This window comes from Tractidigestivibacter sp. (genome assembly GCF_050946515.1).
Lineage (GTDB): Bacteria > Actinomycetota > Coriobacteriia > Coriobacteriales > Atopobiaceae > Tractidigestivibacter.
In genome coordinates this window covers 47,272-74,236 of sequence record NZ_JBMNUX010000007.1, presented here as the reverse complement: position 1 = coordinate 74,236, position 26,965 = coordinate 47,272, and the positions used below count along the sequence as shown (strand labels likewise).

The following is a 26,965-nucleotide window of genomic DNA, read 5'->3' as shown; positions in this document are numbered from 1 at the left end:
GAGCGCGGTGGCGACTGACGGATTCGTTGGGGTCTTCGACTCTGGCGTCGGTGGCATTTCCATCTTGCGCCCCCTCGTGCGCGAGCTTCCTCATGAGCGCTTCGTCTATTTTGGCGACTCTGCGAACGCGCCATATGGTGACAAAGACCCGAGCGAGGTCCTGTCCCTTTCTCGTCACATTGTGCAGGAGCTTCTGGCTGACGGCGCCAAGGCAATTGTGATTGCCTGCAATACGGCAACGTCTGCAGCTGCGCAAACCCTTCGCGCTGAGTACCCAGACGTTCCTATAATCGGCGTCGAGCCGGCACTGAAACCTGCTACGCTCGCGCCTCATCATCATCGCATTTTGGTTATGGCAACGGCCGCCACGCTGTCTCTCGACAAGTTCCAGCGACTTGAGGACCGATGGGGCTCTGACTCGGAGGTCATTGAGGTCGCCTGCGTGGGCCTTGCCGAGCTTATCGAGAAGGGTGACCCCTCGCTTCCCCAGATACACGAGCTTTTGGTCAAATACCTGGCTCAATGGCGCGGGAAGGTCGATTCTGTCGTGCTTGGATGCACGCATTACCCTTTCATTCGCAAGCAGATTCGCGAGGTCGTCGGCGACGTTCCTCTGTATGACGGTGGAGAGGGAACCGCTCGAGAGACCCGTCGCCGTCTAACAGAAGAGGGGCTTCTTGCGCCGGCAGCCCAGGAAGGCTCTGTTGAGTTTCGCTCGAGCATCAACACGCCGGAGGAGCTCAAACTGTACGAGCGCCTTTTTGACCTTGAGGTGTAGGATCGCCAACGCATGGGCTACAGAGCTTCACCCGAGGGGAATGGCGCCTGAAAAAAACCAGCAGGTAAATCGAAGTGTTCGCATTGAAATTGCGCGCAGTGGGTGCTTTTGGAACTCTTTCCGGGCGACGCGCGCTCGGTGCCTGTTGAAAAATTTCGATTGTAGGTCTTTTTGACGGTACCCCTAAAGTAGCCAGAGGCTATAAAAGAAAGAAACTGCAGGTAGAAAAATGTCACTCTGAAGGTGATACTTAAGCCCACCGTGCAAAAAGACCTACAATCGAAAAATTTTTGCAGGGCTCGAGCGCGTCCTCCCAAAAATGGTGCATTTCAGAGAAATCGGCAGCAATAAAGGCTGATTCGCTCCAATAGTTTTCGGGATGGGCGCATGGTTTTGGGTCTGGGCATGCTGGCTTCATTCAAAACAAGTGCCGCCGCCCGAAGGGCGGCGGCACTGTTACTTGCTTGTGGCGCTATGAACGGGCAGGGTCACATGGACCTACTTGTTCATGGCCTCCTCGACGGCGACTGCGCATGCAACGGTGCAGCCGACCATCGGGTTGTTGCCCATGCCGATAAGGCCCATCATGTCAACGTGCGCAGGCACGGACGAAGAGCCAGCAAACTGGGCGTCGGAGTGCATGCGGCCCATGGTGTCGGTCATGCCGTAGGAAGCGGGACCAGCGGCCATGTTGTCCGGGTGCAGGGTACGACCAGTGCCGCCACCAGAAGCGACGGAGAAGTACTTCTTGCCGGCCGCCAGGCGCTCCTTCTTGTAGGTGCCAGCAACGGGGTGCTGGAAGCGCGTCGGGTTGGTGGAGTTGCCGGTGATGGAGATATCAACGTTCTCGTGCCACATGATGGCAACGCCCTCGCGGACGTCATCGGCGCCGTAGCAGTTGACCTTGGCGCGCGGACCATCGGAGTACGGGATGGTCTCGACGACCTTGAGCTCGCCAGTGTAGTAATCAAACTGGGTCTTCACATAGGTGAAGCCGTTGATACGAGAGATGATCTGGGCGGCATCCTTGCCAAGACCGTTCAGGATAACGCGGAGCGGCTTCTTGCGAGCCTTGTTGGCGTTGTTGGCAATGCCGATAGCGCCCTCAGCGGCTGCGAAGGACTCGTGACCAGCGAGGAAGCAGAAGCACTCGGTGTCCTCGCCAAGAAGCATGGCACCCAGGTTGCCGTGGCCAAGACCGACCTTGCGGTCGTCAGCGACGGAGCCGGGGACGCAGAATGCCTGCAGGCCCTCGCCAATGGCGGAAGCGGCCTCAGCCGCGGTCTTGCAGCCCTTCTTCACTGCGATAGCGCAGCCGAGCGTGTAGGCCCACTTCGCGTTCTCGAACGCGATGGACTGGATGCCCGTGGTGATGTCATACGGGTTGAACCCGAGGTCGGTGCAAATCTTCAGAGCGTCTTCGAGGTCGGCAATGCCGTACTTCTCGCATGCCTTGTCGATTTGGGCGATGCGGCGCTCATAGCCTTCGAACGTAACTGCCATGTATGCTCAGCTCCTTTCCATTTACTCAGTACGAGGATCGATGACCTTGGCGGGGTTGTCCCACTGGCCGTAGCGGCCCATAGCCTTCTCGACGGCCTCCTTGGGATCGACTCCGGCCTTGATGGCATCGGTGAACTTGCCGAGGTTCAGGAACTCAAAGCCGATGATTTCGTCTTTGTCGTTCAGAGCCATGTGCGTGATGTAGCCCTGGGTGAGCTCGAGGTAACGGGCGCCCTTGGCAGCGGTGCCGTAGGTGGTGCCGACCATGGAGCGCATGCCCTTGCCGAGGTCGTCGAGGCCAGTGCCAATGGGCAGGCCACCCTCGGAGAATGCGGTCTGGCTGCGGCCGTAGACGATCTGGAGGAAGAGCTCCCTCATGGCGACGTTGATTGCGTCGCAGACGAGGTCGGTGTTCAGGGCCTCGAGGATGGTCTTCTTCGGAAGGATCTCAGCGGCCATGGCGGCGGAGTGAGTCATGCCCGAGCAGCCGATGGTCTCGACGAGGCACTCCTCGATGACGCCGTTCTTGATGTTGAGGCTGAGCTTGCAGGCACCCTGCTGCGGGGCGCACCAACCGACACCGTGCGTGTAACCGGAGATATCAGAAATCTCCTTGGCCTGTACCCACTTGCCCTCCTCGGGGATAGGAGCAGGGCCGTGGTATGCGCCCTTGGCGACGGGGCACATGCGCTCCACTTCTGCCGAATACTGCATGTGTTCTCCTCTCCAAACTCTCTCGCTGGCGCCCCTTGCGCCAGATCGATAGTTGCCGGCAAAGCCGGTCAGAGACATACTTGCCGGAACGATTCCAGCACCCCCTAGTTTATGTCAGATGAGGCCCTCTCCGCATGACTGCGAGAAAATCCTGCCAAGGATTTTTTCACCAACGTATCGAGAAGGTCGATGTCCTCGGCAATGGTCGTATAATCGGCCCCATGAAAAATCCTCGCGACATTCCGATGTGGGTCTGGCAGCTGGGCATGCTGTCCTGTGCCATCATTTGGGGCGGATCGTTCGTCATCATCAAGGGGTCGCTCGACGTGGCTCCGGCATGCTGGCTGATGACCGTGCGCTTCCTCATTGCCACCGTTGTGATGTGCATCATCTTTCGAAAGCGCCTTCGCGAGAACTTTGACGGAAGCCACCTTCTTTCGGGCGCTCTGATTGGCATTCTCTACGGCGCCGGGTTTTCTGTGCAGAACGTCGGTCTCACCTACACGACGCCCGGCAGAAACGCCTTTCTGACGGCCACCTACTGCGTGCTCGTACCGTTTGCCAACTGGGCGATCTCGAGAAAGCGACCGGGACCGACCAGCGTAGTTGCTGCATTTCTCTGCATCGTGGGCATCGCGTTCATCTCGCTGGGAGACGACCTGCGTCCCTCTCTTGGGCTAGGCGAGTGGCTGTCGCTGCTCTCTTCGGTGTTCTTCTCAATACAGATTGTGTTTGTCGACCGGTTTGCTCGCGCCCATGACATGATCACGCTCTCGATTGTCCAGCTGGCGTTCATGTCACTGACCTGCTGGGCCTTCTCGCTGGCGCTGGGCGAGCAAGCGCCAGACCTCGCTACGTTGGGACCGTCGTTCTGGGCGTCGCTGGCGTATCTGGCAATACTTTCGTCCATTGTGACCACATTGATTCAAAACGTGGGGCAAACCGTGGTGCCGCCCGCGCAGTCGGCTCTGCTGCTGTCTCTCGAAAGCGTCTTTGCCGTGATTGCGAGCGTGCTCTTTATGGGCGAGCAGCTCACGGTCCAGCTTGTTACAGGGTTCGCGCTGGTATTTGCCGGCGTGCTGGTAAGCGAGCTGGGTCCCATGCTGCTTGCGCGTCGCCGCGCGCTCGAGCAGGGCTAGGGCAGACTCGGGAGCGGGCGCGCATCCCCCTTAGCCTTTCGGCAAGAATCCTTTGGCCGCTGCGACCGCTCCTCTGCGAGGCTCTGTCCATACTGTGTACAGTGGTGCTGAGCGCAGAGAGACGGCACAACCTCGTAAGGAGGCCCCATGATTCAGGACATCGGCAAGGTCTACGACAACCACTTTGAGCCCAAGGAGCCCACGCCCGAAAGCTATGTGCTGCACTATCGTGACCGTTCCGGCTTGGTGCGCGTGACTGCAGCAGGCAAGCGCAGCGCCGAGGAATTTGCCTCTGGCGAGATGGTCGACTTGCCGCGCCTCGCAGACTATCCGACGCCCCCAAATCACATGATTTACCTCTTCCGCATCGGCGACGACAGCTTCTTCCTCGCGTTGGACGACGAGGTTGACGCTCCTGCTGGCTATACCTACGAGCGCGTGGGGTGGCTTCGAGGCGTGGGCCCCGCGGACCTTTCGTTCGCTGCGGCCGTCGGCTGCCAGCTGTCCTGTTGGTACCGTGACAATCGGTACTGCTCTCGCTGCGGTCACGAGATGCAGCTCGCCCCCAAGAGCCGCGAGATCGTGTGCCCGGAGTGCGCGCGCATCGTCTATCCCAAGATCCAGCCGGGCATCATCGCGGGGGTGACGGATGGCGAGAGGATCGTGCTCACACGCTATCGCGGGCGCGCCCTCAAGCTGTGGGCGCTCATCGCCGGCTTCACCGAGATTGGCGAGTCAATCGAGGACACGGTGCGCCGCGAGGTCATGGAGGAGGTCGGACTCAAGGTTCGCGACCTGCGCTTCTACAAGAGCCAGCCCTGGCCCTTCTCGGACACGCTGCTCGTTGGGTTCTGGTGCCATGTCGACGGGAGCAAGCGCATCCACACTGACCACGAGGAGCTCGCGGAGGCTCGCTGGTTTGCACCGGACGAGATTCCGCTGGAGCGCTCCAACGACCACGCGAGCCTGACGGGCGAGATGATAGAGCTGTTCCGGCAGAAGGGCGCGGCCGGGCTGGGGCTGTAGGCTCCCGCGCGGCGGGGCTGCTAGCGCCAGCCGCAATGTTTCCGTTAGGCTACCGCTCGCAAAAAAGTCGCGCCGCGAGCCAGCACGTGTGCGAAAGTTAACTTCAGCGGCTGCGCGGTGCAGCCATGGCTAGATAGGGAGGGGACGTTCGCATGACATACAGCTCGCATCAAATGCTGACCGTGCCTATGGACCTTCTCGCTCTCAACCTACTCGCCCTAGAGCTTACGTGCGCGAGCGCACGCTAGGTCCGAGAGACAGCAGGTTTCGTTTCAGCAGACCCAGCTTGCGTTCGCGTCCCGCCTTGGGACAGCGGCAGCTGGGTCTTGTCGTGTGTCGTGCCACCATCCCAAGGCAAAAGTGGGTATCCGGGTAACCAGAGGGTCCCAAGTCCGACGGAGGTAGCTATGACCAGAAAGATCGACATCTTTGACACCACGCTGCGCGACGGCGAGCAGTCGCCGGGAGCGTCGATGAACACCGAGGAGAAGCTCGTCATCGCCCAGGAGCTGCTGCGCATGCACGTGGACGTCATCGAGGCCGGGTTCCCCATCTCAAGCCCGGGCGACTTCCGCTCGGTGCAGGAGATCGGTCGGCTGGCAGGGGACGACGCCGTGGTTGTCGGTCTGACGCGTGCCGTTGACAAGGACATCGACCGCGCCGCTGAGGCCCTCTCTACCGCCAAGCGCCCGCGCATCCACACCGGCCTGGGCGTCTCTCCCCAGCACCTGCGCGAGAAGCTGCGCATCTCCGAGGACGAGTGCGTCGAGCGCGCCATCCACTGCGTGAAGTATGCAAAGAAGTATGTCGACGACGTCGAGTTCTACGCCGAGGACGCCGGCCGCTCCGACCAGAAGTTCCTGGAGCGCGTGATTCAGGCCGTCGTCGATGCAGGCGCCACCGTCGTGAACATCCCCGACACCACTGGCTACCAGATGCCGGACGACTTCGGCGCGCGCATCAAGGGCCTTTGCGACAACGTCCGCGGCATCGAGAACGTCACCATCGCCGTCCACACCCACAACGACCTTGGCATGGCCACCGCGCTGGCGCTGGCGGGCGTCAAGAACGGCGCCACGCAGGTCGAGTGCACCATCAATGGCCTGGGCGAGCGCGCGGGCAACACGGCGCTCGAAGAGGTGGTCATGGCCATCAAGATGCACGGCGACGAGCTGGACGCGCACACCGACATCGTAACGCCCGAGCTCACGCGCGCGTCGCACCTGGTCAGCCGCATCACGGGCATGAACGTGCAGGCAAACAAGGCGATCGTGGGCGCCAACGCCTTCGCCCACTCCTCGGGCATCCACCAGGACGGCGTGCTGAAGGCCCGCGACACCTACGAGATCATCGACCCCGCCGACGTCGGCGCCGCCGGCTCTGAGATCATCCTCTCCGCCCGCAGCGGCCACGCCGCGCTGCGCCATCGCCTGGGCGAGCTGGGCTACACCTTTGCCGACGACGAGTTCGACGAGATCTACCAGCGCTTCCTCGAGATTGCCGACCAGAAGAAGGAAGTCTACGACGAGGACCTCGAGTCCATCGTCCAGGAGCGCCAGCGTGACGTCACGGCCGTCTACACGCTGAACGCGCTGCAGATCCAGTGCGGCGACCCGCTCGTGCCGACCGCCGTTGCCACGATCACAGACGAAATTGGCGCCAAGCATGTGGTTGCCGCTACGGGCACCGGCCCTGTCGACGCGGCCTACAAGGCCATCGACCAGGTCGTCGCCGTCCACGGCGACCTCGCGGAGTTCTCCGTCAAGGCCGTCACGCGCGGCATCGACGCCATCGGCGAGGTCACGGTGCGCATCACGGCCGACGACGGCAAGATCTATACCGGCCGCGGTGCCGACAACGACATCATCGTGTCCAGCGCAAAGGCCTACGTCAACGCCATCAACCGCATGATCCAGACCACCCGCTCGAAGGAAGGAAAGTAATGCCCCGTCCCATGACTATGGCCGAGAAGATCCTTGCCGCCCATGCCGGGCTCGACGAGGTGACCCCTGGCCAGCTGATCGAGTGCGACCTCGACCTGGTGCTTGCCAACGACATCACCGCCCCCATCGCGATCAAGACCGTGCGCGAGATAGGCGCGGGCGTCTTTGACAACACCAAGATCGCCCTCGTGCCCGACCACTACAGCCCCAACAAGGACATCAAGAGCGCCGAGCAGACCAAGGTCACGCGCGACTTCGCCCACGAGTACGGCATCACGCACTACTTCGAGCAGGGCTGCATGGGCATCGAGCATGCGCTGCTTCCCGAGCAGGGCATCGTCGTGCCCGGCGACCTCGTGATCGGCGCCGACTCCCACACCTGCACCTACGGCGGCATCGGAGCCTTCTCCACGGGCGTGGGCTCTACGGACGCAGGCGTTGGCATGGCGACTGGCCGCGCCTGGTTCAAGGTGCCCGAGTCCATCCGCGTGATCGTGGACGGCGAGCTGCCCGCGGGCTCAAGCGCAAAGGACATCATCCTCTACCTGATCGGCAAGATCGGCGTGGACGGTGCCCTCTACTGCGCGCTGGAGTTCGGCGGGTCCACGATCGAGAACCTCTCCGTCGAGGGTCGCCTGACCATCGCCAACATGGCCATCGAGGCCGGCGGCAAGGCAGGTCTCTTCGAGGTGGACGACAAGTGCCGCGAGTACGTGAGACAGCGCGCCGAGCGCGAGCCGCGCGAGTACCACCCCGACCCGGACGCCACCTACAAGCAGGTCATCCACATCGACGCCGCGGACATCGTGCCGATGGTCGCCTGGCCGCACCTGCCGAGCAACACCCGCCCCGTGGCCGAGAGCCGCGACGTGAAGATCGACCAGGCTGTCATTGGCAGCTGCACCAACGGGCGCATCGAGGACATGCGCGCCGCCGCCGACGTGCTGCGCGGTCGCACCGTCGACCCCAACGTCCGCTGCATCGTGATTCCCGCGACGCAGGGCGTGTGGCTGCAGTGCGTCCACGAGGGGCTCATGGACGTCTTCATCAACGCCCACTGCGTGGTGTCGACGCCCACCTGCGGTCCCTGCCTGGGCGGCTACATGGGCATCCTTGCCGCTGGCGAGAAGTGCGTGAGCTCCACCAACCGCAACTTCGTCGGTCGCATGGGAGACCCCACCTCCGAGGTCTACCTGGCGAGCCCAGCCGTCGCCGCCGCATCTGCCGTGGCCGGCCACATCGCGCTGCCGTCGGATCTCTAGGCGGAAGGGGGCGGCCGCTTGCTTCTGCGCTCAGACAGTTTCGCAGGAGGCGAAAAACTCGCGCCGGAGCAAGAGGCACACCCCTTTCAGGTAGAGACCGGGCCTAGGCGACAGGCCGTCTACGGGCGGTCGTCCCGAGCATGGTCTTTTACCCCTCGCTCTCTTTTTGTGAGATGGTGGAGGTGCGTCGATGGAGCTGCTCGAAAGACGGTTCTACGCACCTGCAAGCAAGCGTTTCTCGCGTGGGCGATGGCCCTTATCGCCCAGCAAGTTCCGCAGCCGCGTATTTTGCGGCGAGGACTGTTCGCAGCTGGGCGATAAGGGCCATCGCCCCCCCCAGAAAGAAAGGATGACAATGCAGTTCCGAGGAACCGTATTTCGATATGGCAGGGACATCGATACCGACGTGATTATTCCTGCGCGCTACCTCAACACCTCCGATCCGGCGGAGCTCGCCAAGCACTGCTTGGAGGACCTTGACTCCACGTTCGTGAAGCGCGTCAAGCCGGGGGACATCATCGTTGCCGACGAGAACTTCGGCTGCGGCTCGAGCCGCGAGCACGCGCCGGTGGCCATCAAGGCTGCGGGCGTCAGCTGCGTCATCGCCAAGAGCTTCGCGCGCATCTTCTATCGCAACTCGATCAACATGGGCCTGCCAATCCTTGAGTGCCCCGAGGCCGCCGACGCCATCAAGGACGGCGACATCGTCTCGGTGGACGCCGACTCCGGCACCATCACCGACGAGACCACGGGCAAGACGTTCAAGGCGCAGCCCTTCCCGCCCTTCATCCAGGAGATCATCAACGACGGCGGCCTTGTGGCGCGCACGAAGCGCGTGATGGCCGAGAAGGCTGCAAAGGAGTAAGGCAATGGCATCAAAGGTTTATCGCATCTGCACGCTTCCCGGCGACGGCATCGGTCCCGAGATCATGGCCGAGGCCAAGAAGGTCCTGGCGGCGCTTGGCTCCAAGCACGACGTTGAGTTTGCCTGCGAGGACCATCTGATTGGCGGCTCGGCCATCGACGCGACGACCGAGGCCGGCGAGAAGCCCACGGCGCTTCCCGACTCGACGCTCGATGCCGCTCGCGCCTCCGACGCCGTTCTTCTCGCCGCTGTTGGCGGCCCTAAGTGGACGACCACCGACCCCGACAAGCCTCGCCCCGAGCAAGGCCTTCTTGCCATCAGAAAGCAGCTGGGGCTTTACCTCAACCTGCGCCCGGTGCGCATGTACCCGGCGCTTCTGGACGCCTCGCCGCTTCGCCGCGACTTGCTTGACGGCGTTGACCTGGTGATTGTTCGCGAGCTCACCGGCGGCCTTTACTTTGGCACGCATGACCGCCAGAAGGACGTTGCCGGAGCGGCTGCAGACGGCGGCGCTGGCCAGAAGGCCGTCGACTCCATGGAGTACACCGAGGCAGAGATCGAGCGCGTGGTTCGCTGGGCCTTTGAGGCTGCCGAGCGCCGCCCCAAGCATCGCGTGACCTCCGTCGACAAGGCAAACGTGCTTGAGACCTCTCGCCTTTGGCGCGAGGTTGCGCACCGCGTTGCCGCCGAGTACCCCAGCGTCGACTTCTCCGACATGCTGGTGGACAACTGCGCCATGCAGCTTGTTGCCAACCCTGCCCAGTTTGACGTCCTCGTGACCGAGAACACCTTTGGCGACATCCTGTCCGACGAGGCCTCCATGCTTACGGGCTCGCTTGGCATGCTTGCCTCCGCAAGCCTTGGCGCTGGCACGGCCCTCTATGAGCCCAGCCACGGCTCGGCGCCCGACATCGCCGGCAAGGGCATTGCCAACCCGCTTGCGCAGATCCTCTCCGTCGAGCTGATGCTTCGCTACAGCTTCCAGATGGACGACGCTGCCGACGAGGTTGCCGCAGCCGTCACGCGCGTTCTGGACGAGGGATGGCGCACGGCCGACATCGCAGACGACGCAACTCCTGCCGACCACGTGCTTGGCACCGCCGCGATGGGCGATAAGGTCGTGGAGGCCCTGTCGTAGGGCTGCTACCTGCCCTGATGCGCTGCTGCAAAATGCTAGTCTTGTGAGCGCCCTGCCGCTTGGCGGGGCGCTCGCTTTCTATGAGAAAGGAATTGCGCGTGGCTGCTGACCCCAAAGACATCAAAGTGGCGTTCTTCGACGTGGACGGAACGCTCTTCTCGTTCAAGGAGAAGGGCGAGCCAGAGTCAACAAAGCGAGCAGTTCGCGCGCTGGCGGCAAACGGCATCATGCCCGTTCTTGCAACCGGCCGTGCCCCGTACATGCTGGGCTCGCTTGACTTGAAGCCCTTCTCGGTCTTCATCACGTTCAACGGGGCGCTTTGCTACACGCACGACGAGGTCCTTTACAGCCATCCGCATGACAAGCGCGACGTCGAGATTGCCGTTCGCCAGACCGAGGCTGGCCTGTACCCCTGTCTTTTCATCGAGAAGGACCGCTGCTACATCTCGTACAAGAACGACATCGTGACCAACCACGAGAAGCGCGTTGACATGTTCTTTGAGATTGGCGATCCCGAGCAGGCGCTTGACAACGACATCTATCTCTTCAACTCGTTCTTCCCGCCCAAAGACGACCACATCTTGACGGACGCCACCGACAACGTGGAGCTTGCTCGCTGGACGGACGCCTTCTGCGACGTGATCCCCAAGGGCGGCGGCAAGGAGCCTGCCGTCAAGCGCATGTTGAGCATGCTGGGCTTGAGCCCCGAGCAAGCAATTGCCTTTGGCGACGGCGGAAACGACGAGGGGATGCTGAGGAGCGTCGGCCTGGGCGTGGCCATGGGCAACGGCATGGACTCCTTGAAGCAGATTGCCGACATCGTGACCGACGACGTCGACAACGACGGCATCTGGAACGCTTGCGTGAAGCTGGGGCTTATCTAGGATAGATGCAATTTTTATTGCATAAATAAACACCAATATGATGGCAATTGATGTCTCGCCGCTGACGTGGCGAGACATCGTTTTGTAACGTTGAAGCCATTTACCTGCTATTTCTTTTCACGTAAGTTTGCTAGTGACGTTACGTTATGCGTTGCTGTCCGACATGTTATTGCAATAAAGCCTCCGCAAGATGATGTCATGCCACGCATCCAAGACCAAGGCGCAGCTGCTTGCTGCCTTGGGATGCGCGGTCAATTCCGGGGTCTATTCCCCAAAGATGACATCCACAAGGAGGCTGCCATGAACGAGAAGACTACGAGAAATGCTGCACGCTCTTTCAGCAGGAGGGACTTTGTACGTGGCGCCTTTGGTTTTGCGGGAGCTACGTTCTTGGGGTTCGGCTTAGCTGGCTGCTCCGCGCCTGACGAGACAAGCTCCGATTCCACCACAGCCTCGGACTCTTCCGGCACGCAAATCAGCGTCGTGGTTGCTAACAGCAACCCGCCATATTGCTACGTTGATGACAACGGGCAGCCCATTGGCTACGACGTCGACGTCCTGAAGGCAGTCGACGAGCGCCTTGATGACTACAGCTTCAGCATTGAGGCAATGGACTTCTCGGCGATGATCACCGCTTGCGAGTCTGGCTCCGCCCCGCTTGTCTCCTGCCAGCTTGTCCCCAACGACGAGCGTCGCAGCAAGTTCATCTTCTGCAAAGAGCCCTTCACGCTGTCGCCTCTCGTCTTTGCCGTTGCTGACCCCAACATCAAGACGCTTGACGATATGGCCGGACACTCCGTCCTCACCAGCCCGCAAAACTATGAGTACGGCATGCTCGAGAATTACAACGAGAAGTACCCAGACAAGGCCTTGGTTCTGCAGACCGTCTCAAACTTGACGCCGGCAGACGCCTTCAAGATGGTCGCGACGGGTCAAGGCGACTCGTACCTTTGCTATGACGGCAACTTTGACACCGTAAACGAAGAGGCACAGACCGGCCTTTACAAGACCGATGTCGTGATGTGCGAGTCGACATACTTCATGTTCAATCAGTCTCAAACTGACCTTTGCAACGCCGTGAACGATGCGCTTGTGGACATGAAGTCTGACGGCTCTCTTGGCAAGATTGCCGAGCAGGACCTTGGAACCGACGTCTTCACCACGTACGCCGATTCGCTTTCGGACAACGAGCTCATGAATGAGTAGCGAGGTGGTTCGATGGGCACCTCGTATACCTTTACGTTCTCGCCAGAACTGGTGCCGGGATACATTGTCAGCATCCTCTCGGCAATGCCCGTTACCGTCTATCTTCTGGTGTACTCGCTTCTGTATGGGATCATCATTGGGCTTCTCCTTACGATTGCCCAGGTAAAGGGCGGTCCCGCCCTTGCAAAAATTGCGCATGGCTATATCTCGCTGATGCGTGGCGTGCCGTCTCTGGTTCTTATCTTTTTGCTGTATATGGGCTTGCCGCAAATATTTCCCAGTTTGGCAAGCTTGCCTAAGAGCGCCTTCATCGTGACGGCAATGACGCTTATCTCGTCTGCGAACTTGGGAGAGATGATGCGCTCAAGCTACTTGGCCGTCGACCACGGGCAAACTGAGGCGGCTCTTTCAGTAGGCATGACGGAGCGCCAAGCGCTTTGGCGCATCATCCTTCCGCAAGCTGTTGCCATCGCGATTCCTAACTTGGGAAACAACATCATCTCGATCTTCAAAGAGACGTCGCTTGCCTTTACTATCGGCACCCTTGACTTGATGGGTCGTGCGCAAGCGCTTGCCTCTGCGAATTACGGCACTACCCGCCTTGAGATTTACGTTGCCGTCGCTCTTATCTATTGGGCCGTCTGCCTGCTTCTGCAGCTGCTGACAACGATTATCGAGCGCGCCAGCTCTCACGGTCGCGCAGCGGTGGCATAAGGAGGCAGCCATGAGCATTGATTGGTCGTTTATCGCCCAGGCGTTTCCGCAGGTATTGGCTTCTGTTCCCGTGACTTTGCTTCTCGTATTTATCTCAATCCCCATTGGATGGGCCTTGGGGCTTCTGATTGCGCTGGCAAAGAATGCTCGCGTTCCGGTGCTGAGCCAGCTCTGCACCGTCTTCGTCTCGTTCATGCGCTCCGTGCCCATGATCGTGATTCTGTTTGCCTCGTATTACACGCTTCCGCTTGTCATCTACAGCTACGCAAGCTCTATCGGTCGCACCGTTGATGTGAGCGGGGTTCCCTCCGAGGTCTACGCAATTGCCGCATTTGTCCTCGAGCAAGCTGCGTACTCTTCCGAGGTCTTTCGCTCTTCCATCTTGGCTGTTGACAAGGGGCAGCTTGAGGCTGCGGAATCCGTCGGGATGACCACAACTACGGCATATTTGCGCATCGTCCTGCCGCAAGCATTCACAAGCGCCCTTCCCAACTTGAACGGTCTTTTCGTCGGCCTTGTCCAAGGCACGTCGCTTGCCTACTTCGTTGGCGTTTATGAGGTCATGGCAACCTCAACGCTTCTTGCCAACAGCAGCTATGCATATATCGAGGCCTACATCATGGCGACGATCATCTATGAGGTGCTGAGCTACATCTTCAACCGGATCTTCCGCTCCATCGAGCGCCGCGCTTCTCGTCACTTGGACAGAAGCGTTGGCACGTCCAAGCCCGACGCGGGCTCAGGCGCTGCCGCGGCGGCCGTTGCTGGAGCTGGGGAGTAGGGGGTCTGTCCTATGTCTGATTCAGAGTACATGCTTGAGCTAAAGGGAATTCACAAGTCGTTTGGCGACAACCACGTTCTTCGTGGCGTTGACCTGAGCGTCAAGAAAGGCGAGATCGTTGTCATTCTGGGTCCATCCGGATCGGGCAAGACGACGTTTCTTCGCACCATCAACTTTCTTGACCCCGCTGACGAGGGAACCGTCTCGATCAACGGCTTTACGGTTGACGCAAAGAGCCATCGCAAGCGCGAGGTCATTGAGCTGCGACGAAAGACCGCTATGGTCTTCCAGAACTACAACCTCTTCAAGAACAAGACAATCCTTCAGAACGTGATGGAAGGTCTTGTCACAGTAAAGAAAGTGCCCAAGGCAGACGCCGAGACGGCAGCTCGAGAAGTGCTTGAGAAGGTCGGACTGTCCGAGCGCTGCGACTACTATCCCATTCAGCTTTCCGGTGGTCAGCAGCAGCGAGCCGGCATTGCGAGGGCGCTGATCTTGGACCCTGACGTTATCTTGTTCGACGAGCCTACCAGCGCCCTTGACCCGGAGCTTGTGGGAGAAGTTCTTTCGACCATCAAAGACGTTGCCATGACCGGCATCACGATGGTGATCGTGACGCACGAGATCGCGTTTGCTCGCGAGGTTGCGTCGCGCGTGATCTTCATGGAAGGCGGCGTGATTGTCGAGCAAGGCGCCCCCTCGGAGATTCTGGTGCACCCAAAGGAAGCTCGCACGCAGAAGTTCCTTGAGCGCGTTACGCATCCTATGGGCGTCGGCGCGGCGCCGCTGTCCTAGGAGGTAGCCATGCCAGAGATAACTTCTGCAACTGTATGGACGGTTGCCATGGCTGCGCTTGCCGCCCTCATGGTCCCTGGATATGCCCTCTTTGACCTTGGGTCCGTTAGGCGCAAGAACACTTCGGGAACCATTGTGCGGCACTTGCTGGTGACGTTTGTGGCAGTGCTTTCGTTTCTTTTTATGGGATTTGGCCTCTTCTTTGGTGGCAAAGGAGGCTTCTTTGGCGTCCTGGACTTCTTCACGCTGGGCAACTACGGCCCGGACCTTCCCGAGGGAGTGTCCTTCTCGCTCTTTGTCGCTTCTGAAGCGGTGATCGTGGCTGTCCTGGCAAACGTGGTCTGCGGCGCTTTGTCAGAGCGTTCCAACCTGGGGTGCATGGTTGCCGTTGGGATTGTTGTCGGCCTTCTTGTCTATCCGTTTGTAAGCAGGTGGACCTGGGGGACGGGATGGCTTGCCCAGCTGGGGTTTCATGACTTTGCCGGCTCCGCGTCACTGAATGTTGTGGCTGGCGTTGTCGCCTTGGTGGCTTGCGCCCTCATGGGGCCTCGTGCCGGAAAGTACGATGCCGAGAAGAAAGGAGGCGTCAGCGCCCTTCCCGGTCAAAGCATGACGCTGTGTCTAGAGGGGACGCTTCTTGTATTTGTCGGCTGGTTCGGCCTTATGGGAGTGTCGCTTGTTGTCTTTGGCACGAGCTCATATGACTCGCTGGGCAATGCGTACTTGGTCATGCTTGTGTCGGCAAGCGTGTCGACGCTTATGGCTATGGCTGTCTCGCAGCTTCGCTATGGCTGCATTGACGTGCCCATGTCGCTTAACGGTCTTATTGGCGGGCTCGTTGCCGTATCAAGCGGAGCAGACATAATCTTTCCTCTTGAGGCGGTTTTGGTAGGCGTCTTTGCGGGGCTGGTCGTGGTGTTTGGCTCCGAGTGGATCGAGCGCATCCTTCGCGTTGATGACCCCGTTGGCGCCATCGCTACGCATGGGCTTTGCGGCCTTCTTGGTCTTGCCGCTACTGGAGTCTTTGGCGAGGGAGGGCTCTTCTGGGGAAATCCCGGCTTTTTGGGAGTGGAGCTTCTCGGCGCCCTAGCCATCTGCGCTTGGTCTGCGGCGCTTGCTTGGGTGGTGCTTTACGCCGTACGTTCATCGCATGACTTGCGCGTCTTGGACGACGAGGAGACAGGAGGCCTTGGGCTTTCAGGCACTACGTTGAACAACGCCTTTGTCGCGTACATGCCGGCGGTTGGCGGCTCTCGTGGCGGCGCTTCTCGGCGTGTCCCTGACTTGCCGGTAGACCAGGCGGTCCCTTTGGTGCTTGAAGGCGGGGCTAACGGTTGCAGCTTGAAGCTTGTCCAAATTGTCTGTCGACCAGCTCGGCTTTCTGCGCTTCGAGAGCGCTTGAGCGAGGTTGGCGTAACGGGAATGACGGTGAGCGAAGTGAGCGGCTGCGGCGAGCAGCAAGGGGCTCGCGAAACGTACCGAGGAGTTCCCGTGGACGTGAAGCTTGTGCCCAAGGTTAGGGTTGATGTCGTAGTTTCAAAGGTGCCTGTTGCCGATGTTGTCACTGCAGCGCGCCGGGCGCTTTACACTGGTCACATTGGCGATGGCAAGATCTTTGTCTTTGGCGTTGCCGAGGCGGTTAAGGTCCGTACTGGCGAGCATGGCTTTGATGCAGTTCAAAGCGTGGACGAGGTTACTTCCTAGCAAGCGCCACATCTAAACGCGACGCTGGTAGACACAGCAATTAGGAAAGGGCGGGGCACATTATGAAGTACGACTTCACATCAATTATGGAACGGCATGGCATGGACGCCATTGCCGTGGACGCGCTTGGCTCCGGCGGGATGGCCCCCGAGCCTCCTGCGGAGGGCTTTGACGCTATCCCCATGTGGGTGGCCGACATGAACTTTCCTACGGCCCCTTCCATCACCGACGCCATCATCGAGCGCGCAAAGCACCCCGCCTTTGGCTACTTTGCCCCGCGCGACGAGTACTTCCAAGAGATCATCGACTGGCATAGCCGCCGAAACGGCGTCGAGGGCCTTGAGCCCAAGCACATCGGCTATGAGAACGGCGTCTTGGGCGGCCTTATCTCTACGCTGACGTCGTTTGCCGCCCCCGGCGACCCGGTGCTTCTGCACAGCCCTACCTACATTGGCTTTACCGGCTGCATCGAGAACAACGGCTACAAGATCGTGCTTTCTCCGCTGGTCAAGGACGAGCAAGGCGTCTGGCGCATGGACTTTGACGATATGGAGCGCAAGCTGGAGGAGAACAACATCCACGTGGCTGTGTTCTGCTCGCCGCACAACCCTTGCGGTCGTGTCTGGGAGCGCTGGGAGCTTGAGCGCGCCATGGAGATCTACCGCAAGCACGATTGCGTCGTGATTTCGGACGAGATTTGGTCCGACCTCATCATGCCTGGTCACAAGCACATTCCCACGCAGTCGGTGAGCGACGACGCCCGCCAGCGCACCGTGGCGCTGTACGCACCCAGCAAGACGTTCAACTTGGCCGGCCTTGTCGGCAGCTACCACATCATCTATAGCGATTACCTGCGCGATCGCGTTGTGGCAAAGAGCTCCAAGTGCCATTACAACGAGATGAACGTGCTTTCGATGCATGCCTTGATTGGCGCATACAGCAAGACGGGCGAGGAGTGGCTTGATGAGCTTCTCCAAGTTCTGGACGGAAACATCGCTTGGGCTTGCGATTACATCGAGAAGCACTTCGAGGGCGTGGACGTCTTCCGCCCCGAAGGCACGTACATGCTGTTCCTTGACTGCACCAAGTGGTGCCAGGAGCATGGCCGCGACATCGATTGGCTTGAGCACGAAGGCTGGCGCGTGGGCGTTGATTGGCAAGACGGTCGCGCCTTCCACGGTCCTTGCCACGTGCGCATGAACTTGGCGTTGCCGCTCTCGCGCGTGCAAGAGGCGTTCGGCCGCTTGGACAAGTACGTCTTCAACGCGTAAACGTTCGGCTGACCCACGGCAGGTCCGGCACAAAAAGGCCCCCTTCCCGCTGGTCGAGAAGGGGGTCTGCTTTTCTAGCTGTTGGCTGCGTTTGAAAAGGCTATGCCGCAAGCCCAGCCACGACGCTGATGAGGGCAATGATCACGCCCACGATGGACTCGCCGCCCAGCATGCCGGATGCCACAACAAGCCCAGCCTCTTGCGCGTCTGCCTCCTTGGCGGCGCGCTCTGCCTCCGGAAGGCTGGCGTTCTTGCTGGCACGGACACGCTTCATGATCCAAGCGAGAAGTGCGCCGAGCGAAGCGGTGAACGACATGTAGAACGGCAGGTAGACGCCCAGGCCAAGCATCATTGCGGGAAGCCCTGCCCAATACAGGGCGATGCCCGCCACAAGGCCGATCACAAAGGCGCTGACGCTGGGGATTCCCGAGACCATCGTGGCGACGACGCTTGCTTGGGCGGAGACGAACGCCTTGCCAGGACCAAAGGCGTCTGCGCCGTAAGCCTGGTAAAGGGTCATCATGACGGCAGCGGCAACGATGGCGCCAAGGATGCCGCCGATTGCCTGGCCAATCCACTGGGCGCGAGCGTTGGTGCCCAGGATGTGGCCGGCCTTGAAGTCGTTCATAACGTCGCCTGCAAGGCCGCAGGCAACGGCCACGATGCCAGCAATGAAGAAGAGCTGCACTTGCTGGACGTCGGAGAAGGCGGCAACAATCAGAAGGACGATAAGGCCAAAGATCTCCATGGGGTCAATGCCGGTCTGGCCGCAAGACTGAGCGCTCATGGCGGTGGTCACGAAGGTCAGAAGAACGACGACGATCGCCTCGATGGGACCAAGCCCAAGGCCCATGCAAATGAGAAGGACGATTGCGGCAAGGATGACGGCAAAGGTGCCTGCGTCAGTGCGCACGGAGCCAGTGACAAGGGACTGGGTGCCGTCTTGGCTAGAGGCGTCGCTCTTGACGCCGCGAGCAATGCTTGCCACTTGCGGAAGGATGTCCTTAAGCACGACGGCAAGGCCAGAGCCCATCATAAGGCCCATGCCCAAGCTCTTCACGATGCCTTGAGCAGCGTCCGCGGTCCAAAGACCAGCGGCGCTGCCTCCCACGATGATGCCAAAGTTGGCAAGGACGGCGCCGGCAAACCACCAGATGACGGCCACGCCGCCAACAAGGAAGCCAACGCAGATCATCATCGGCGAGTTGTAGATGCCAAAGGTCACGCCGGGGATGGCAAGCTGCGCAAGCATCTGCGGAAGGACGCCAAAAGCGTCGCGCAAGACGGCATAGACGCCAGCGATGCCCATGGAGGTAAAGAGGCGCTTGCCCGTCTTTCCGCCAGCCTCGGTCGCGCGCAGCGTCTCTGCTGCAGAGGCGCCCATGGGGAACTCAAGGTCGGTGTCGATGATGAAGTGGCGATGGATGATGGCGGTTGCCACAAGGCCAAGGCCGGTGCCTGCAAGGGCAACGATGAGCACTTCTCCAAAGCTCACTTGGTCGCCAAGGCCGAGCATCCAAGCGCCAGGGATGGTGAAGGCAAGGCCGCCTGCAACCATGGCGCCAGCGGACATGATGGTGTGGGTGACGTTTGCCTCGTTAAGCGAGGTCTTTCCCTTGCTCACAAGCTTCAGGAAGAAAAGCGACACGATGGCCGCAAAGACGATAGGCCAAGGAAGCGCTCCCAACTTGAGCGCCGTATAGGCTGAAGACGCCGTGATGATGACGCAGCCTATGCAGCCAATGATGACTCCGCGCAGCGTTAGCTGCCCGCGCCAAGAAGCGCGGTCCTGCTGATTGTCCATGCTCTACTCCTTCGCGTATATCCGCTTCCCCTTGGCACGCCTCGCGAGCCGAGAAGTCGGGTTACTGGTGCCTGCGCGACCGGACAAGCCTCGCAGACTTGGTACAGTATAGCCATTGACCTCTACGGACAGAGTCCCAGCTACAAGAAGGTGCTAAAGAAATGCCATCCTCAAATACGCAAGCGCACGCCTTGCCGGTGCTTGCCGTCGACGTGGGAAACACCTCGACCAACTTCGGCTTGTTTGCGGCAGGTGCAGGCGAGAAGGACGAGCCCATAGGAACGTGGGAGCTTACGACGCCGCAGCGCTTGACGGCTGACGAGGCTCGCATGCAAGCGACGCAAGTGCTTCGCATGCTTGCTTGCGACCTCAAGCAAGGCGGATCTGCTCTTCCCGAAATCGGCGCAATTCTCTCTTGCGTGGTCCCTCAGCTGAACGACGCTTGGAAGGCCGGCTTGGCGGCGGCTTGCAAGACGCGCCCTAGCGTTGTTGGCCCGGGGCTGAAGACGGGGCTCAAGATGCATTATCGAGACCCCGCCGAAATTGGTCCCGACAGGATTGCCGACGCGCTGGCCGCTCGCGCCACGTATGGCGCCCCTACCGTCGCCGTCGACTTTGGGACAACCATGAACATCGAGGTCATCGACCGCGAAGGGACGTTTTTGGGCGGCATCATCGCTCCGGGGATCATGCTGGGGGCCCAAGCGCTCCATCTGGCAGCCGCCAGGCTTCCCATCGTGGAGCTTAGGGAGCCCAAGTCTGTGATTGGCCGCTCGACGCGCGAGGCCATGCAGTCGGGCTTGGTGTTTGGCGAGATCGAGCGCGTTGACGGGCTTATCGACCGCGTTTTTGACGAGCTTGGCGAGAAGGCCACCGTTGTCCTCACCGGCAGCTTGGCGGCCCAGATGGCGCCGCTTCTTGCGCATGAGGCGCACGTTGACCAGACGTTGACGCTTCGTGGACTCCATCAGCTCTACGCGCGAAACATGTAACGTATAAGCTTGCTTTGGGTAGGATACGCACATTATCAGTCCACGTTGTCCGCTTAACGAGCGGGGGAGAGGAGCAAAGATGTTCACCTTGCTGGCAGTTATGCTTGCGGCGTTGCTGGCCCCTGCCATGCTCGTCGCGCTGGGCATCTGGCTTTTGTTCGCGGTTGTCGGTCTTGTTTTCAAGCTGATTGGCTGGACCATCCGTGTCACGTTCAGCGTCTTTGGATGGCTCTTCCTGGGAACGCTTCTGCTGGGCGTCGTCGGCGTCCCAGCTTTGGCGGTCATCTTGGCCATCTGCGCGTTTGTCTGGGGCTGCTCTCACGTGGCGCGCGCATAAGGGGAGCTTGCATGGCATCAACAAGAGCCGCCGGCAAAGCGTCCGGCGGCTTTTTCATCTCTGCTGCAGGAACCAACGTGCGGGTTTCTCGCAAGCGCGTAAAGAACATGAACCTTCGCGTGACGCATGACGGGCGCGTTGAGCTCAGCATCCCTTGGCATTGCTCCCGCCAGAGCGCCCAAGAGTTCGTGCGCCAGAAGGAAGGCTGGATTGCCAAGAGCCTTGCCCGCGTTCAGTCGCAAGAGGCGCCGGCTAGCCAATGCAGCTACCTTTCCGGCGACGTCACGTACCTTTGGGGCCAACCGCTTACGATTCTTCTGCAAGAGGCAAGCCGCCCAAGCTACGAGCTTGATCTTCTCGCCGGCACTGTGACGCTTTGCGTTCCGCCCAAATTCCAAGGTGCGGACGATCAGGGCGTGGCATACCGCCGGCAGCTTGTCGCTCACATGCGGAAGGAAGAGCTTCTCCGCGCCTTGCCCGAGGTCTCTGCGCGGGCACAGTCCTTGGTGGGCGTCAGCTGCGACGATTGGCACGTTCGCGACATGCGGACGCGCTGGGGGTCTTGCTCCGTCAAGCGCCGTCGCATTTGGCTTGCAACCGAGCTGGCCGCAAGGCCTAAGGAATGCCTTCTGGGCGTTTGCTGCCACGAGCTTTGCCATCTTCTTGTGCCCAATCACAGCGACGCCTTCTACGCCCAGCTAGAGCGCTCGTTTCCCGACTGGCGCCGCGTCAGGGCTGAGCTTCGCCAGACTCCGCGCTTGCCGTAGCCCTTCTCCCTTCCCAGAGCCGCAAAAAAGCCGACCCCAAAGGTCGGCTTCAATCGCTTGCTAGCTTGTGGCGCCCGTTGCGCTATTCCCACTCATGCGACGAGAAGATCGGGTCATCAACCCAAGGAACGATCTTTCCTTGCTGAAGCGTCTTGGGAACGTCGATCAAGCGCTGGTTGGAAGACCCGCGGAAGCGCAGCGTGATGTCGTACAGATCCTGGCGCCAAGGGCCATCCACAAGAACGTCCAAACAAGCCAAGATGCGGTCGATGTCGGGGGAGGCATGGTCGCCCGAGCCAGTGATCTGCTCCCACGTGCGGCCGGTGTACATCCAGATGTTCTTCTGGGGGAGCTCTTTGCGAACGCGCTCAAGGAACGGCGCCAAGGCAGCGGCGTTCTCGGGCTCGGTGGGCTCGCCGCCCAAGACGGAAAGGCCGTCCACGTGCGCCGGCTTGAGGGACTCGACGATCTTGTCCTCTACCTCGCTCGTAAAGGGCTCGCCTGCCTGAAAGTCCCATGCCTCCTCGTTGAAGCATCCGGGGCAATGCAGGCGGCACCCAGACACAAAGAGCGTCGTCCTGACTCCAATGCCATTTGCAATGTCGCAATATTTGATGTTTGCGTAATTCATGCTTCCCAACCTCAAAGCTCTTTGCGCAAAGAGAGGCCCTTGCGCGTTGCGGTCACAAGAAGTCGCCCCCATGTCCTTAAGCCGTGAGTCGCGAGGCACGAATGCCTAACGGCATAGGACATGGGGGCGACCCCCAAATACGCTAAATCCTACAGGTGCAGCACGCGGTCACGAATCTCCTCGGTGCGTCCCTGGTTCCAGAACTGGGTGCCAATATAGCCGCAGGTACGGCGGGCAACGTTCAGCTTGGACTGGTCACGGTTGCCGCACTTCGGGCACTCCCAAACCAGCTTGCCGTCGTCCTCCACGATCTTGATCTCGCCGTCGTAGCCGCAAACCTGGCAGTAGTCAGACTTGGTGTTGAGCTCGGCGTACATGATGTTGTCGTAGATGTACTGGATGACGCGGATGACGGCCTCCAGGTTGTCCTGCATGTTGGGAACCTCGACGTAAGAGATTGCTCCGCCAGGGGACAGGCGCTGGAACTCGGACTCAAACTTGAGCTTCGTGAAGGCGTCGATGTCCTCGCGAACGTTCACGTGGTAAGAGTTCGTGATGTAGCCGTGGTCCGTGATGCCCTTGACGATGCCGAAGCGGCGCTGCAGGCACTTGGCGAACTTGTACGTGGTGGACTCAAGCGGCGTGCCGTACAGCGAGTAATCGATGTTCTCGGCAGCCTTCCACTCGCCGCACTTGTCGTTCATGTGCTGCATGACCTGCAGGGCGAAGGGCTTGGCCTCCTCGTCGGTGTGAGACTTGCCGGTCATGTACTTCACGCACTCGTAAAGGCCAGCGTAGCCAAGGCTGATGGTGGAGTAGCCGCCATACAGAAGCTTGTCGATGGTCTCGCCCTTGTCCAGACGGGCCAGAGCGCCGTACTGCCAAAGGATGGGAGCAGCGTCGGAGAGCGTGCCGCAAAGGCGGTCGTGACGGCAGCGAAGGGCACGGTGGCAAAGCTCAAGGCGCTCGTCGAAGATCTCCCAGAACTTGTCCATGTCGCCGCCGGAAGAAAGCGCGACGTCAGGCAGGTTGATGGTAACGACGCCCTGGTTGAAGCGGCCGTAGTACTTAGGCTTGCCCGGCTCGTAGTTCTTTGCCTTGGCGACGTTGTCAAAGCCGTTGCCAGAGCGGTCGGGGGTCAGGAAGGAGCGGCAGCCCATGCAGGTGTAGACGTCGCCCTCGCCCGGCTTCTCGCCCTTGGAAAGCTTGTACTCGCGCATCTTCTTCTCGGAGATGTAGTCAGGCACCATGCGCTTGGCGGTGCACTTGGCAGCCATCTTGGTGAGGTAGAAGTACGGGTCGCCCTCGTGGATGTTGTCGTCCTCAAGCACGTAGATGAGCTTGGGGAATGCCGGCGTGATCCAGACGCCCTTCTCGTTCTTGACGCCCTGGTAGCGCTGGCGGAGCATCTCCTCGATGATCAGGGCCAGGTCCTGCTTCTCCTGCTGGTTGCGCGCCTCGTTGAGGTACATGAAGACCGTGATGAACGGCGCCTGGCCGTTGGTGGTCATAAGGGTGACAACCTGGTACTGGATGGTCTGGACGCCGCGCGAGACCTCGTCGTGAAGGCGCTTCTCGACGATCTCGTCGATCTGCTCGGGCGTGGCCTTGAAGCCGATGGTCTCCATCTCGGCGTACACCTGGCGACGGATCTTCTTGCGGGAGACGTCGACGAACGGAGCGAGGTGCGTCAGCGAGATGGACTGGCCGCCGTACTGGCAGGAGGCCACCTGGGCGATGATCTGCGTTGCGATGTTGCAGGCGGTGGAGAAGCTGTGCGGGCGCTCGATGAGCGTGCCGGAGATGACCGTGCCGTTCTGCAGCATGTCGTCGAGGTTGATGAGGTCGCAGTTGTGCATGTGCTGCGCGTAGTAGTCGGCATCATGGAAGTGGATGATGCCCTCCTCGTGAGCCTTCACGATGTCGGCGGGAAGAAGGTCGCGCATCGTGAGGTCCTTGGAGACCTCGCCAGCCATGTAGTCGCGCTGGACGGAGACGACGGTGGGGTTCTTGTTGGAGTTCTCCTGCTTGACCTCCTCGTTGTTGCATTCAATCAGCGAGAGGATCTTGTCATCTGTCGTGTTCTTCTGGCGCTTCTGGTTCTGGACATAGCGATAGATGATGTACTTGCGGGCGACGGAGAAGTGATCGAGGGCCATCAGCTGGTCCTCAACGAGGTCCTGGACCTCCTCGACGGTCACGGTGTGGCCGGCCTCCATGCACTCGTCGGTAACGTTGAGGGAGGCGAAGCGAATCTCACGCTCGGTGAGGCGCTCGTCCTCGGGGACCTCTTGGTTGGCCTTGGAGATGGCATTCTCAATCTTCGTGACGTCGAAGGTGACTTCTGAGCCATTGCGCTTGATGATCTTCATGGTTCCACATCCTTCTTACGTGCAAAGTTTTTAGCGCGTCTGACGTGCGGTAATGCTACTTTTTGCCTCCGCGGGACGCCTATCCGCGGTGCGGCGAAGACAACTATACCGCAACCTATTGTGGTCTGTGTTGAGAATCGCCCCCACATATTGTTGTTCGGTGAGCGGCTTTCACGGAGCCATATTGCTGCGTTCTCGCAGGTGAGGAAATGGCTAAACATCAAGCACTTAACCAACAGCCCCAAAAGTAAGACACATGTCGGACCGCAAGAGGACACATAAGGCACAAGGTATTGTGTGCCCGCCAGATTTGGCCACAAGTCGGCTTCACATTCTGTCCACGGGGCGAGGCTCTGGCGCGCCGGGCGGGGATGGGGCGGGCGTGGCGGCTCCCGAATGTAACGATTGCGCTGCCTATTTTTTGCCTCGCTTCTGGATGGGCTAGATTTCTTCCTGTGCACCTCTCACGGGAAGGGATTTGATTCAGATGCAGTTCTCGAAGAAAGTCGACCTGTTTGGAGCGGAGGTCTTTGCGTCTTTGAACGCGCGCCGCCGCGAGCTTGAGGCAAAGGGTCGCGACGTTATGGACCTCTCTGTTGGCACGCCCGACTTCAGGCCGCCCCAGCACGTGATCGATGCGCTTCGGGAAAGCGCGTCTGACCCGAACAACTGGAAGTACGCCTTGCACGACAAGGACGAGCTTCTGAAGGCTGTTTGCGATTACTACGCAAGCCGCTTTGGAGTGGAGGGCATCACGCCTGACATGGTCATGAGCTGCCGAGGCACTCAGGAAGGCATGAGCCATCTTTGCTCGGCTCTTGCAAACCCTGGCGACACGGTGCTTGTCCCCGATCCTTGCTATCCCATCTTCCAAGGCTCCGCACTTCTCGTTGGCGCAAAGCCTTGGTTCTACCCCCTGACCGCCGAGCATGACTTCTTGCCTTGGGTGGAGGGCATTCCCGACGACGTTGCCGACGCCGCCAAGTACATGATTGTCTCGCTGCCGGCAAACCCCGTGGGCTCCGTCGGAACGCCCGAGGTCTACGCGCAGGTCATCGCCTTTGCCAAGGCTCACGACATCGTGATCATTCACGACAACGCTTATTCCGACATCATCGACGGCCCGACTCCTGGCGGAAGCTTCTTCCAGTATCCGGGGGCTCGCGAGGTGGGCGTGGAGTTCCTCTCGCTCTCCAAGTCGTTCAACGTGACGGGCGCGCGCCTTTCCTTCTTGGTCGGTCGCCCCGACATCATTGCCGCAACGCGCAAGCTTCGCAGCCAAGTTGACTTTGGCATGTTCTTGCCCGAGCAAGATGCTGCCATCGCTTGCTTGACTGGTCCGCGCGAGCAAGTTGAGACGCAGCGCCATCAATACGAGGAGCGCCGCCGCGCCCTTTGCGACGGTCTTGAGGAGGCTGGCTGGGAGCGCCCGACCGGAACCGGAACCATGTTCGTGTGGGCAAAGATTCCTGGTGGTCGCACCGATTCTGTCCAGTTTGTCCTTGACCTTATGGAGAAGTCCGGCGTCGTCGTCACGCCGGGTTCAAGCTTTGGACCGTCGGGGGAGGGCTACGTGCGCTTTGCGCTGGTCATGCCCCCCGAGCAACTTCGTGAGGCCTGCCGGAGGATTGCCGCGGCAGGAATATAGACAGAGGCGTTTGCTCACGTAGGGCAGCGCCGTGACCAGGCGTCTCGTTGGGAGCGAGATGCCGAGGGGGCATGTAGTATGGGGAAGAGCTTTTCGGACCTGGTGAAAGCATCGCGTACAGTGCGAAGGTTCCAGGAGGACGAGCCGCTAAGCGTGGACGACCTGACGGCGTTCGTGAACGTGGCGCGCTTTGCTCCGTGCGGCAACAACTTGCAGCTACTGCGCTTTCACATTGCCGAGACCGAGGCTGAGAAGAAAGCGATTTTTGCTCGACTGCATTGGGCGGCGCTTCTGAAGGATTGGGACGGGCCCGCTGTCGGCGAGCGTCCGCAAGGCTACATCGCCATCTGCGCTCCCACGAAGATGGCTGACAACGCCATTCGCCTGATCGACACGGGCATTGCCGCGCAGACCATGTCGCTGGCAGCGACGACGCGCGGAGTGCGCTGCTGCATGCTGCGCAGCTTTGACAAGGACGTCGACGAGATCATGGGAACGGCGGAGCAGGGCTATTCGTCCGAGCTGATCCTTGCGTTTGGCGTTGCTGCCGAGAAGGTCGTCCTGGAAGACGTGGACGATGAGCACGGCGTTGCTTACTGGCGCGACGCCGAGAGCGTCCACCACGTCCCGAAGCGCTCCCTTGAGGACGTGCTGATCTAGTTTCGCCGCGTGCTCCACACGACGGGCGACG

Annotated in this window: 24 protein-coding genes; 19 read left to right on the top strand and 5 right to left on the bottom strand. The window is 60.4% G+C overall.

The window, feature by feature from the left end:
- Positions 1 to 7 precede the first annotated feature (7 nt).
- Entirely contained in the window at positions 8 to 778 is a 771-nt protein-coding gene (gene murI, locus ACOYJL_RS05825; protein ID WP_433569284.1) for a glutamate racemase, read from the top strand.
- Between the two features lie 498 nt (positions 779 to 1,276).
- Here murI and ACOYJL_RS05820 read toward each other — a convergent pair whose 3' ends face one another.
- Positions 1,277 to 2,281, bottom strand: coding sequence for a GGGtGRT protein (locus ACOYJL_RS05820; RefSeq protein ID WP_433569283.1), 1,005 nt, complete (start codon positions 2,279 to 2,281; stop codon positions 1,277 to 1,279).
- Positions 2,282 to 2,302: 21 nt separating this feature from the next.
- Positions 2,303 to 2,995, bottom strand: a complete 693-nt coding sequence (locus ACOYJL_RS05815) for an iron-sulfur cluster assembly scaffold protein (protein WP_433569282.1) — start codon at positions 2,993 to 2,995, stop codon at positions 2,303 to 2,305.
- Positions 2,996 to 3,216: 221 nt separating this feature from the next.
- On the opposite strand from ACOYJL_RS05815, the gene ACOYJL_RS05810 reads away from it, so the two are divergent.
- From ACOYJL_RS05810 to ACOYJL_RS05750, 13 genes are all read left to right on the top strand, one after another.
- A complete protein-coding gene (locus tag ACOYJL_RS05810; RefSeq protein ID WP_433569281.1) occupies positions 3,217 to 4,134 on the top strand; it encodes a DMT family transporter in 918 nt (305 codons plus the stop codon).
- Positions 4,135 to 4,281: 147 nt separating this feature from the next.
- A complete protein-coding gene (gene nudC / locus ACOYJL_RS05805; RefSeq protein ID WP_433569280.1) occupies positions 4,282 to 5,160 on the top strand; it encodes an NAD(+) diphosphatase in 879 nt (292 codons plus the stop codon).
- 407 nt (positions 5,161 to 5,567) lie between these two features.
- A complete protein-coding gene (locus tag ACOYJL_RS05800) occupies positions 5,568 to 7,103 on the top strand; it encodes a 2-isopropylmalate synthase (RefSeq protein ID WP_433569279.1) in 1,536 nt (511 codons plus the stop codon).
- A complete protein-coding gene (leuC, locus tag ACOYJL_RS05795; protein ID WP_433569278.1) occupies positions 7,103 to 8,365 on the top strand; it encodes a 3-isopropylmalate dehydratase large subunit in 1,263 nt (420 codons plus the stop codon). The genes ACOYJL_RS05800 and leuC overlap by 1 nt, the downstream gene beginning before the upstream one ends.
- Before the next feature lie 355 nt (positions 8,366 to 8,720).
- Positions 8,721 to 9,230, top strand: coding sequence for a 3-isopropylmalate dehydratase small subunit (gene leuD / locus ACOYJL_RS05790; protein ID WP_433569277.1), 510 nt, complete (start codon positions 8,721 to 8,723; stop codon positions 9,228 to 9,230).
- 4 nt (positions 9,231 to 9,234) lie between these two features.
- Positions 9,235 to 10,368, top strand: coding sequence for a 3-isopropylmalate dehydrogenase (gene leuB / locus ACOYJL_RS05785; protein WP_433569276.1), 1,134 nt, complete (start codon positions 9,235 to 9,237; stop codon positions 10,366 to 10,368).
- A 98-nt stretch (positions 10,369 to 10,466) separates the two neighbouring features.
- On the top strand, positions 10,467 to 11,252 hold the full coding sequence (locus tag ACOYJL_RS05780; RefSeq protein ID WP_433569275.1) for a Cof-type HAD-IIB family hydrolase: 786 nt from the start codon (positions 10,467 to 10,469) through the stop codon (positions 11,250 to 11,252).
- Between the two features lie 300 nt (positions 11,253 to 11,552).
- The gene (locus ACOYJL_RS05775) at positions 11,553 to 12,458 is read left to right on the top strand and encodes a transporter substrate-binding domain-containing protein (RefSeq protein WP_433569274.1); all 906 of its coding nucleotides are present in this window, start codon (positions 11,553 to 11,555) and stop codon (positions 12,456 to 12,458) included.
- Positions 12,459 to 12,470: 12 nt separating this feature from the next.
- Entirely contained in the window at positions 12,471 to 13,172 is a 702-nt protein-coding gene (locus ACOYJL_RS05770) for an amino acid ABC transporter permease (RefSeq protein ID WP_433569273.1), read from the top strand.
- 10 nt (positions 13,173 to 13,182) lie between these two features.
- The gene (locus ACOYJL_RS05765) at positions 13,183 to 13,953 is read left to right on the top strand and encodes an amino acid ABC transporter permease (RefSeq protein WP_433569272.1); all 771 of its coding nucleotides are present in this window, start codon (positions 13,183 to 13,185) and stop codon (positions 13,951 to 13,953) included.
- A 12-nt stretch (positions 13,954 to 13,965) separates the two neighbouring features.
- Entirely contained in the window at positions 13,966 to 14,748 is a 783-nt protein-coding gene (locus ACOYJL_RS05760; RefSeq protein ID WP_433569271.1) for an amino acid ABC transporter ATP-binding protein, read from the top strand.
- A gap of 9 nt (positions 14,749 to 14,757) precedes the next feature.
- Complete coding sequence (locus ACOYJL_RS05755) at positions 14,758 to 16,452, top strand: ammonium transporter (protein WP_433569270.1); 1,695 nt, start codon at positions 14,758 to 14,760, stop codon at positions 16,450 to 16,452.
- 62 nt (positions 16,453 to 16,514) lie between these two features.
- Positions 16,515 to 17,723, top strand: coding sequence for a MalY/PatB family protein (locus ACOYJL_RS05750; RefSeq protein ID WP_433569269.1), 1,209 nt, complete (start codon positions 16,515 to 16,517; stop codon positions 17,721 to 17,723).
- A 100-nt stretch (positions 17,724 to 17,823) separates the two neighbouring features.
- Here the strand turns inward: ACOYJL_RS05750 and ACOYJL_RS05745 are convergent, their stop codons facing one another.
- On the bottom strand, positions 17,824 to 19,527 hold the full coding sequence (locus tag ACOYJL_RS05745; RefSeq protein WP_433569268.1) for an OPT/YSL family transporter: 1,704 nt from the start codon (positions 19,525 to 19,527) through the stop codon (positions 17,824 to 17,826).
- 161 nt (positions 19,528 to 19,688) lie between these two features.
- Here ACOYJL_RS05745 and ACOYJL_RS05740 point away from each other — a divergent pair, with 161 nt between their 5' ends.
- From ACOYJL_RS05740 to ACOYJL_RS05730, 3 genes are all read left to right on the top strand, one after another.
- Positions 19,689 to 20,519 carry a type III pantothenate kinase gene (locus tag ACOYJL_RS05740; protein WP_433569267.1) on the top strand — a complete coding sequence of 277 codons (831 nt, stop codon included), beginning with the start codon at positions 19,689 to 19,691 and terminating at the stop codon, positions 20,517 to 20,519.
- 79 nt (positions 20,520 to 20,598) lie between these two features.
- Positions 20,599 to 20,856: a hypothetical protein gene (locus ACOYJL_RS05735; RefSeq protein ID WP_433569266.1), complete on the top strand. Its 258-nt coding sequence runs from the start codon at positions 20,599 to 20,601 to the stop codon at positions 20,854 to 20,856.
- A gap of 11 nt (positions 20,857 to 20,867) precedes the next feature.
- Positions 20,868 to 21,623, top strand: coding sequence for a M48 family metallopeptidase (locus tag ACOYJL_RS05730; protein ID WP_433569265.1), 756 nt, complete (start codon positions 20,868 to 20,870; stop codon positions 21,621 to 21,623).
- An 82-nt stretch (positions 21,624 to 21,705) separates the two neighbouring features.
- Here ACOYJL_RS05730 and nrdG read toward each other — a convergent pair whose 3' ends face one another.
- Positions 21,706 to 22,254, bottom strand: coding sequence for an anaerobic ribonucleoside-triphosphate reductase activating protein (nrdG, locus tag ACOYJL_RS05725; RefSeq protein WP_433569264.1), 549 nt, complete (start codon positions 22,252 to 22,254; stop codon positions 21,706 to 21,708).
- 149 nt (positions 22,255 to 22,403) lie between these two features.
- Positions 22,404 to 24,626: an anaerobic ribonucleoside-triphosphate reductase gene (nrdD, locus tag ACOYJL_RS05720; RefSeq protein ID WP_433569263.1), complete on the bottom strand. Its 2,223-nt coding sequence runs from the start codon at positions 24,624 to 24,626 to the stop codon at positions 22,404 to 22,406.
- A gap of 487 nt (positions 24,627 to 25,113) precedes the next feature.
- On the opposite strand from nrdD, the gene ACOYJL_RS05715 reads away from it, so the two are divergent.
- Positions 25,114 to 26,274, top strand: a complete 1,161-nt coding sequence (locus tag ACOYJL_RS05715) for a pyridoxal phosphate-dependent aminotransferase (RefSeq protein ID WP_433569262.1) — start codon at positions 25,114 to 25,116, stop codon at positions 26,272 to 26,274.
- Positions 26,275 to 26,394: 120 nt separating this feature from the next.
- Positions 26,395 to 26,934, top strand: a complete 540-nt coding sequence (locus ACOYJL_RS05710; RefSeq protein ID WP_433569261.1) for a nitroreductase family protein — start codon at positions 26,395 to 26,397, stop codon at positions 26,932 to 26,934.
- The last annotated feature ends 31 nt before the right edge of the window (positions 26,935 to 26,965 follow it).

Excerpts from the sequence above, each read along its gene's own strand:
- ACOYJL_RS05820 (WP_433569283.1), bottom strand. The coding sequence starts at position 2,281 with ATGGCAGTTACGTTCGAAGGCTATGAGCGCCGCATCGCCCAAATCGAC.
- ACOYJL_RS05815 (WP_433569282.1), bottom strand. The coding sequence starts at position 2,995 with ATGCAGTATTCGGCAGAAGTGGAGCGCATGTGCCCCGTCGCCAAGGGC.
- ACOYJL_RS05810 (WP_433569281.1), top strand. The coding sequence starts at position 3,217 with ATGAAAAATCCTCGCGACATTCCGATGTGGGTCTGGCAGCTGGGCATG.
- nudC (WP_433569280.1), top strand. The coding sequence starts at position 4,282 with ATGATTCAGGACATCGGCAAGGTCTACGACAACCACTTTGAGCCCAAG.
- ACOYJL_RS05800 (WP_433569279.1), top strand. The coding sequence starts at position 5,568 with ATGACCAGAAAGATCGACATCTTTGACACCACGCTGCGCGACGGCGAG.
- leuC (WP_433569278.1), top strand. The coding sequence starts at position 7,103 with ATGCCCCGTCCCATGACTATGGCCGAGAAGATCCTTGCCGCCCATGCC.
- leuD (WP_433569277.1), top strand. The coding sequence starts at position 8,721 with ATGCAGTTCCGAGGAACCGTATTTCGATATGGCAGGGACATCGATACC.
- leuB (WP_433569276.1), top strand. The coding sequence starts at position 9,235 with ATGGCATCAAAGGTTTATCGCATCTGCACGCTTCCCGGCGACGGCATC.
- ACOYJL_RS05775 (WP_433569274.1), top strand. The coding sequence starts at position 11,553 with ATGAACGAGAAGACTACGAGAAATGCTGCACGCTCTTTCAGCAGGAGG.
- ACOYJL_RS05770 (WP_433569273.1), top strand. The coding sequence starts at position 12,471 with ATGGGCACCTCGTATACCTTTACGTTCTCGCCAGAACTGGTGCCGGGA.
- ACOYJL_RS05765 (WP_433569272.1), top strand. The coding sequence starts at position 13,183 with ATGAGCATTGATTGGTCGTTTATCGCCCAGGCGTTTCCGCAGGTATTG.
- ACOYJL_RS05760 (WP_433569271.1), top strand. The coding sequence starts at position 13,966 with ATGTCTGATTCAGAGTACATGCTTGAGCTAAAGGGAATTCACAAGTCG.
- ACOYJL_RS05755 (WP_433569270.1), top strand. The coding sequence starts at position 14,758 with ATGCCAGAGATAACTTCTGCAACTGTATGGACGGTTGCCATGGCTGCG.
- ACOYJL_RS05750 (WP_433569269.1), top strand. The coding sequence starts at position 16,515 with ATGAAGTACGACTTCACATCAATTATGGAACGGCATGGCATGGACGCC.
- ACOYJL_RS05745 (WP_433569268.1), bottom strand. The coding sequence starts at position 19,527 with ATGGACAATCAGCAGGACCGCGCTTCTTGGCGCGGGCAGCTAACGCTG.
- ACOYJL_RS05740 (WP_433569267.1), top strand. The coding sequence starts at position 19,689 with ATGCCATCCTCAAATACGCAAGCGCACGCCTTGCCGGTGCTTGCCGTC.
- ACOYJL_RS05735 (WP_433569266.1), top strand. The coding sequence starts at position 20,599 with ATGTTCACCTTGCTGGCAGTTATGCTTGCGGCGTTGCTGGCCCCTGCC.
- ACOYJL_RS05730 (WP_433569265.1), top strand. The coding sequence starts at position 20,868 with ATGGCATCAACAAGAGCCGCCGGCAAAGCGTCCGGCGGCTTTTTCATC.
- nrdG (WP_433569264.1), bottom strand. The coding sequence starts at position 22,254 with ATGAATTACGCAAACATCAAATATTGCGACATTGCAAATGGCATTGGA.
- nrdD (WP_433569263.1), bottom strand. The coding sequence starts at position 24,626 with ATGAAGATCATCAAGCGCAATGGCTCAGAAGTCACCTTCGACGTCACG.
- ACOYJL_RS05715 (WP_433569262.1), top strand. The coding sequence starts at position 25,114 with ATGCAGTTCTCGAAGAAAGTCGACCTGTTTGGAGCGGAGGTCTTTGCG.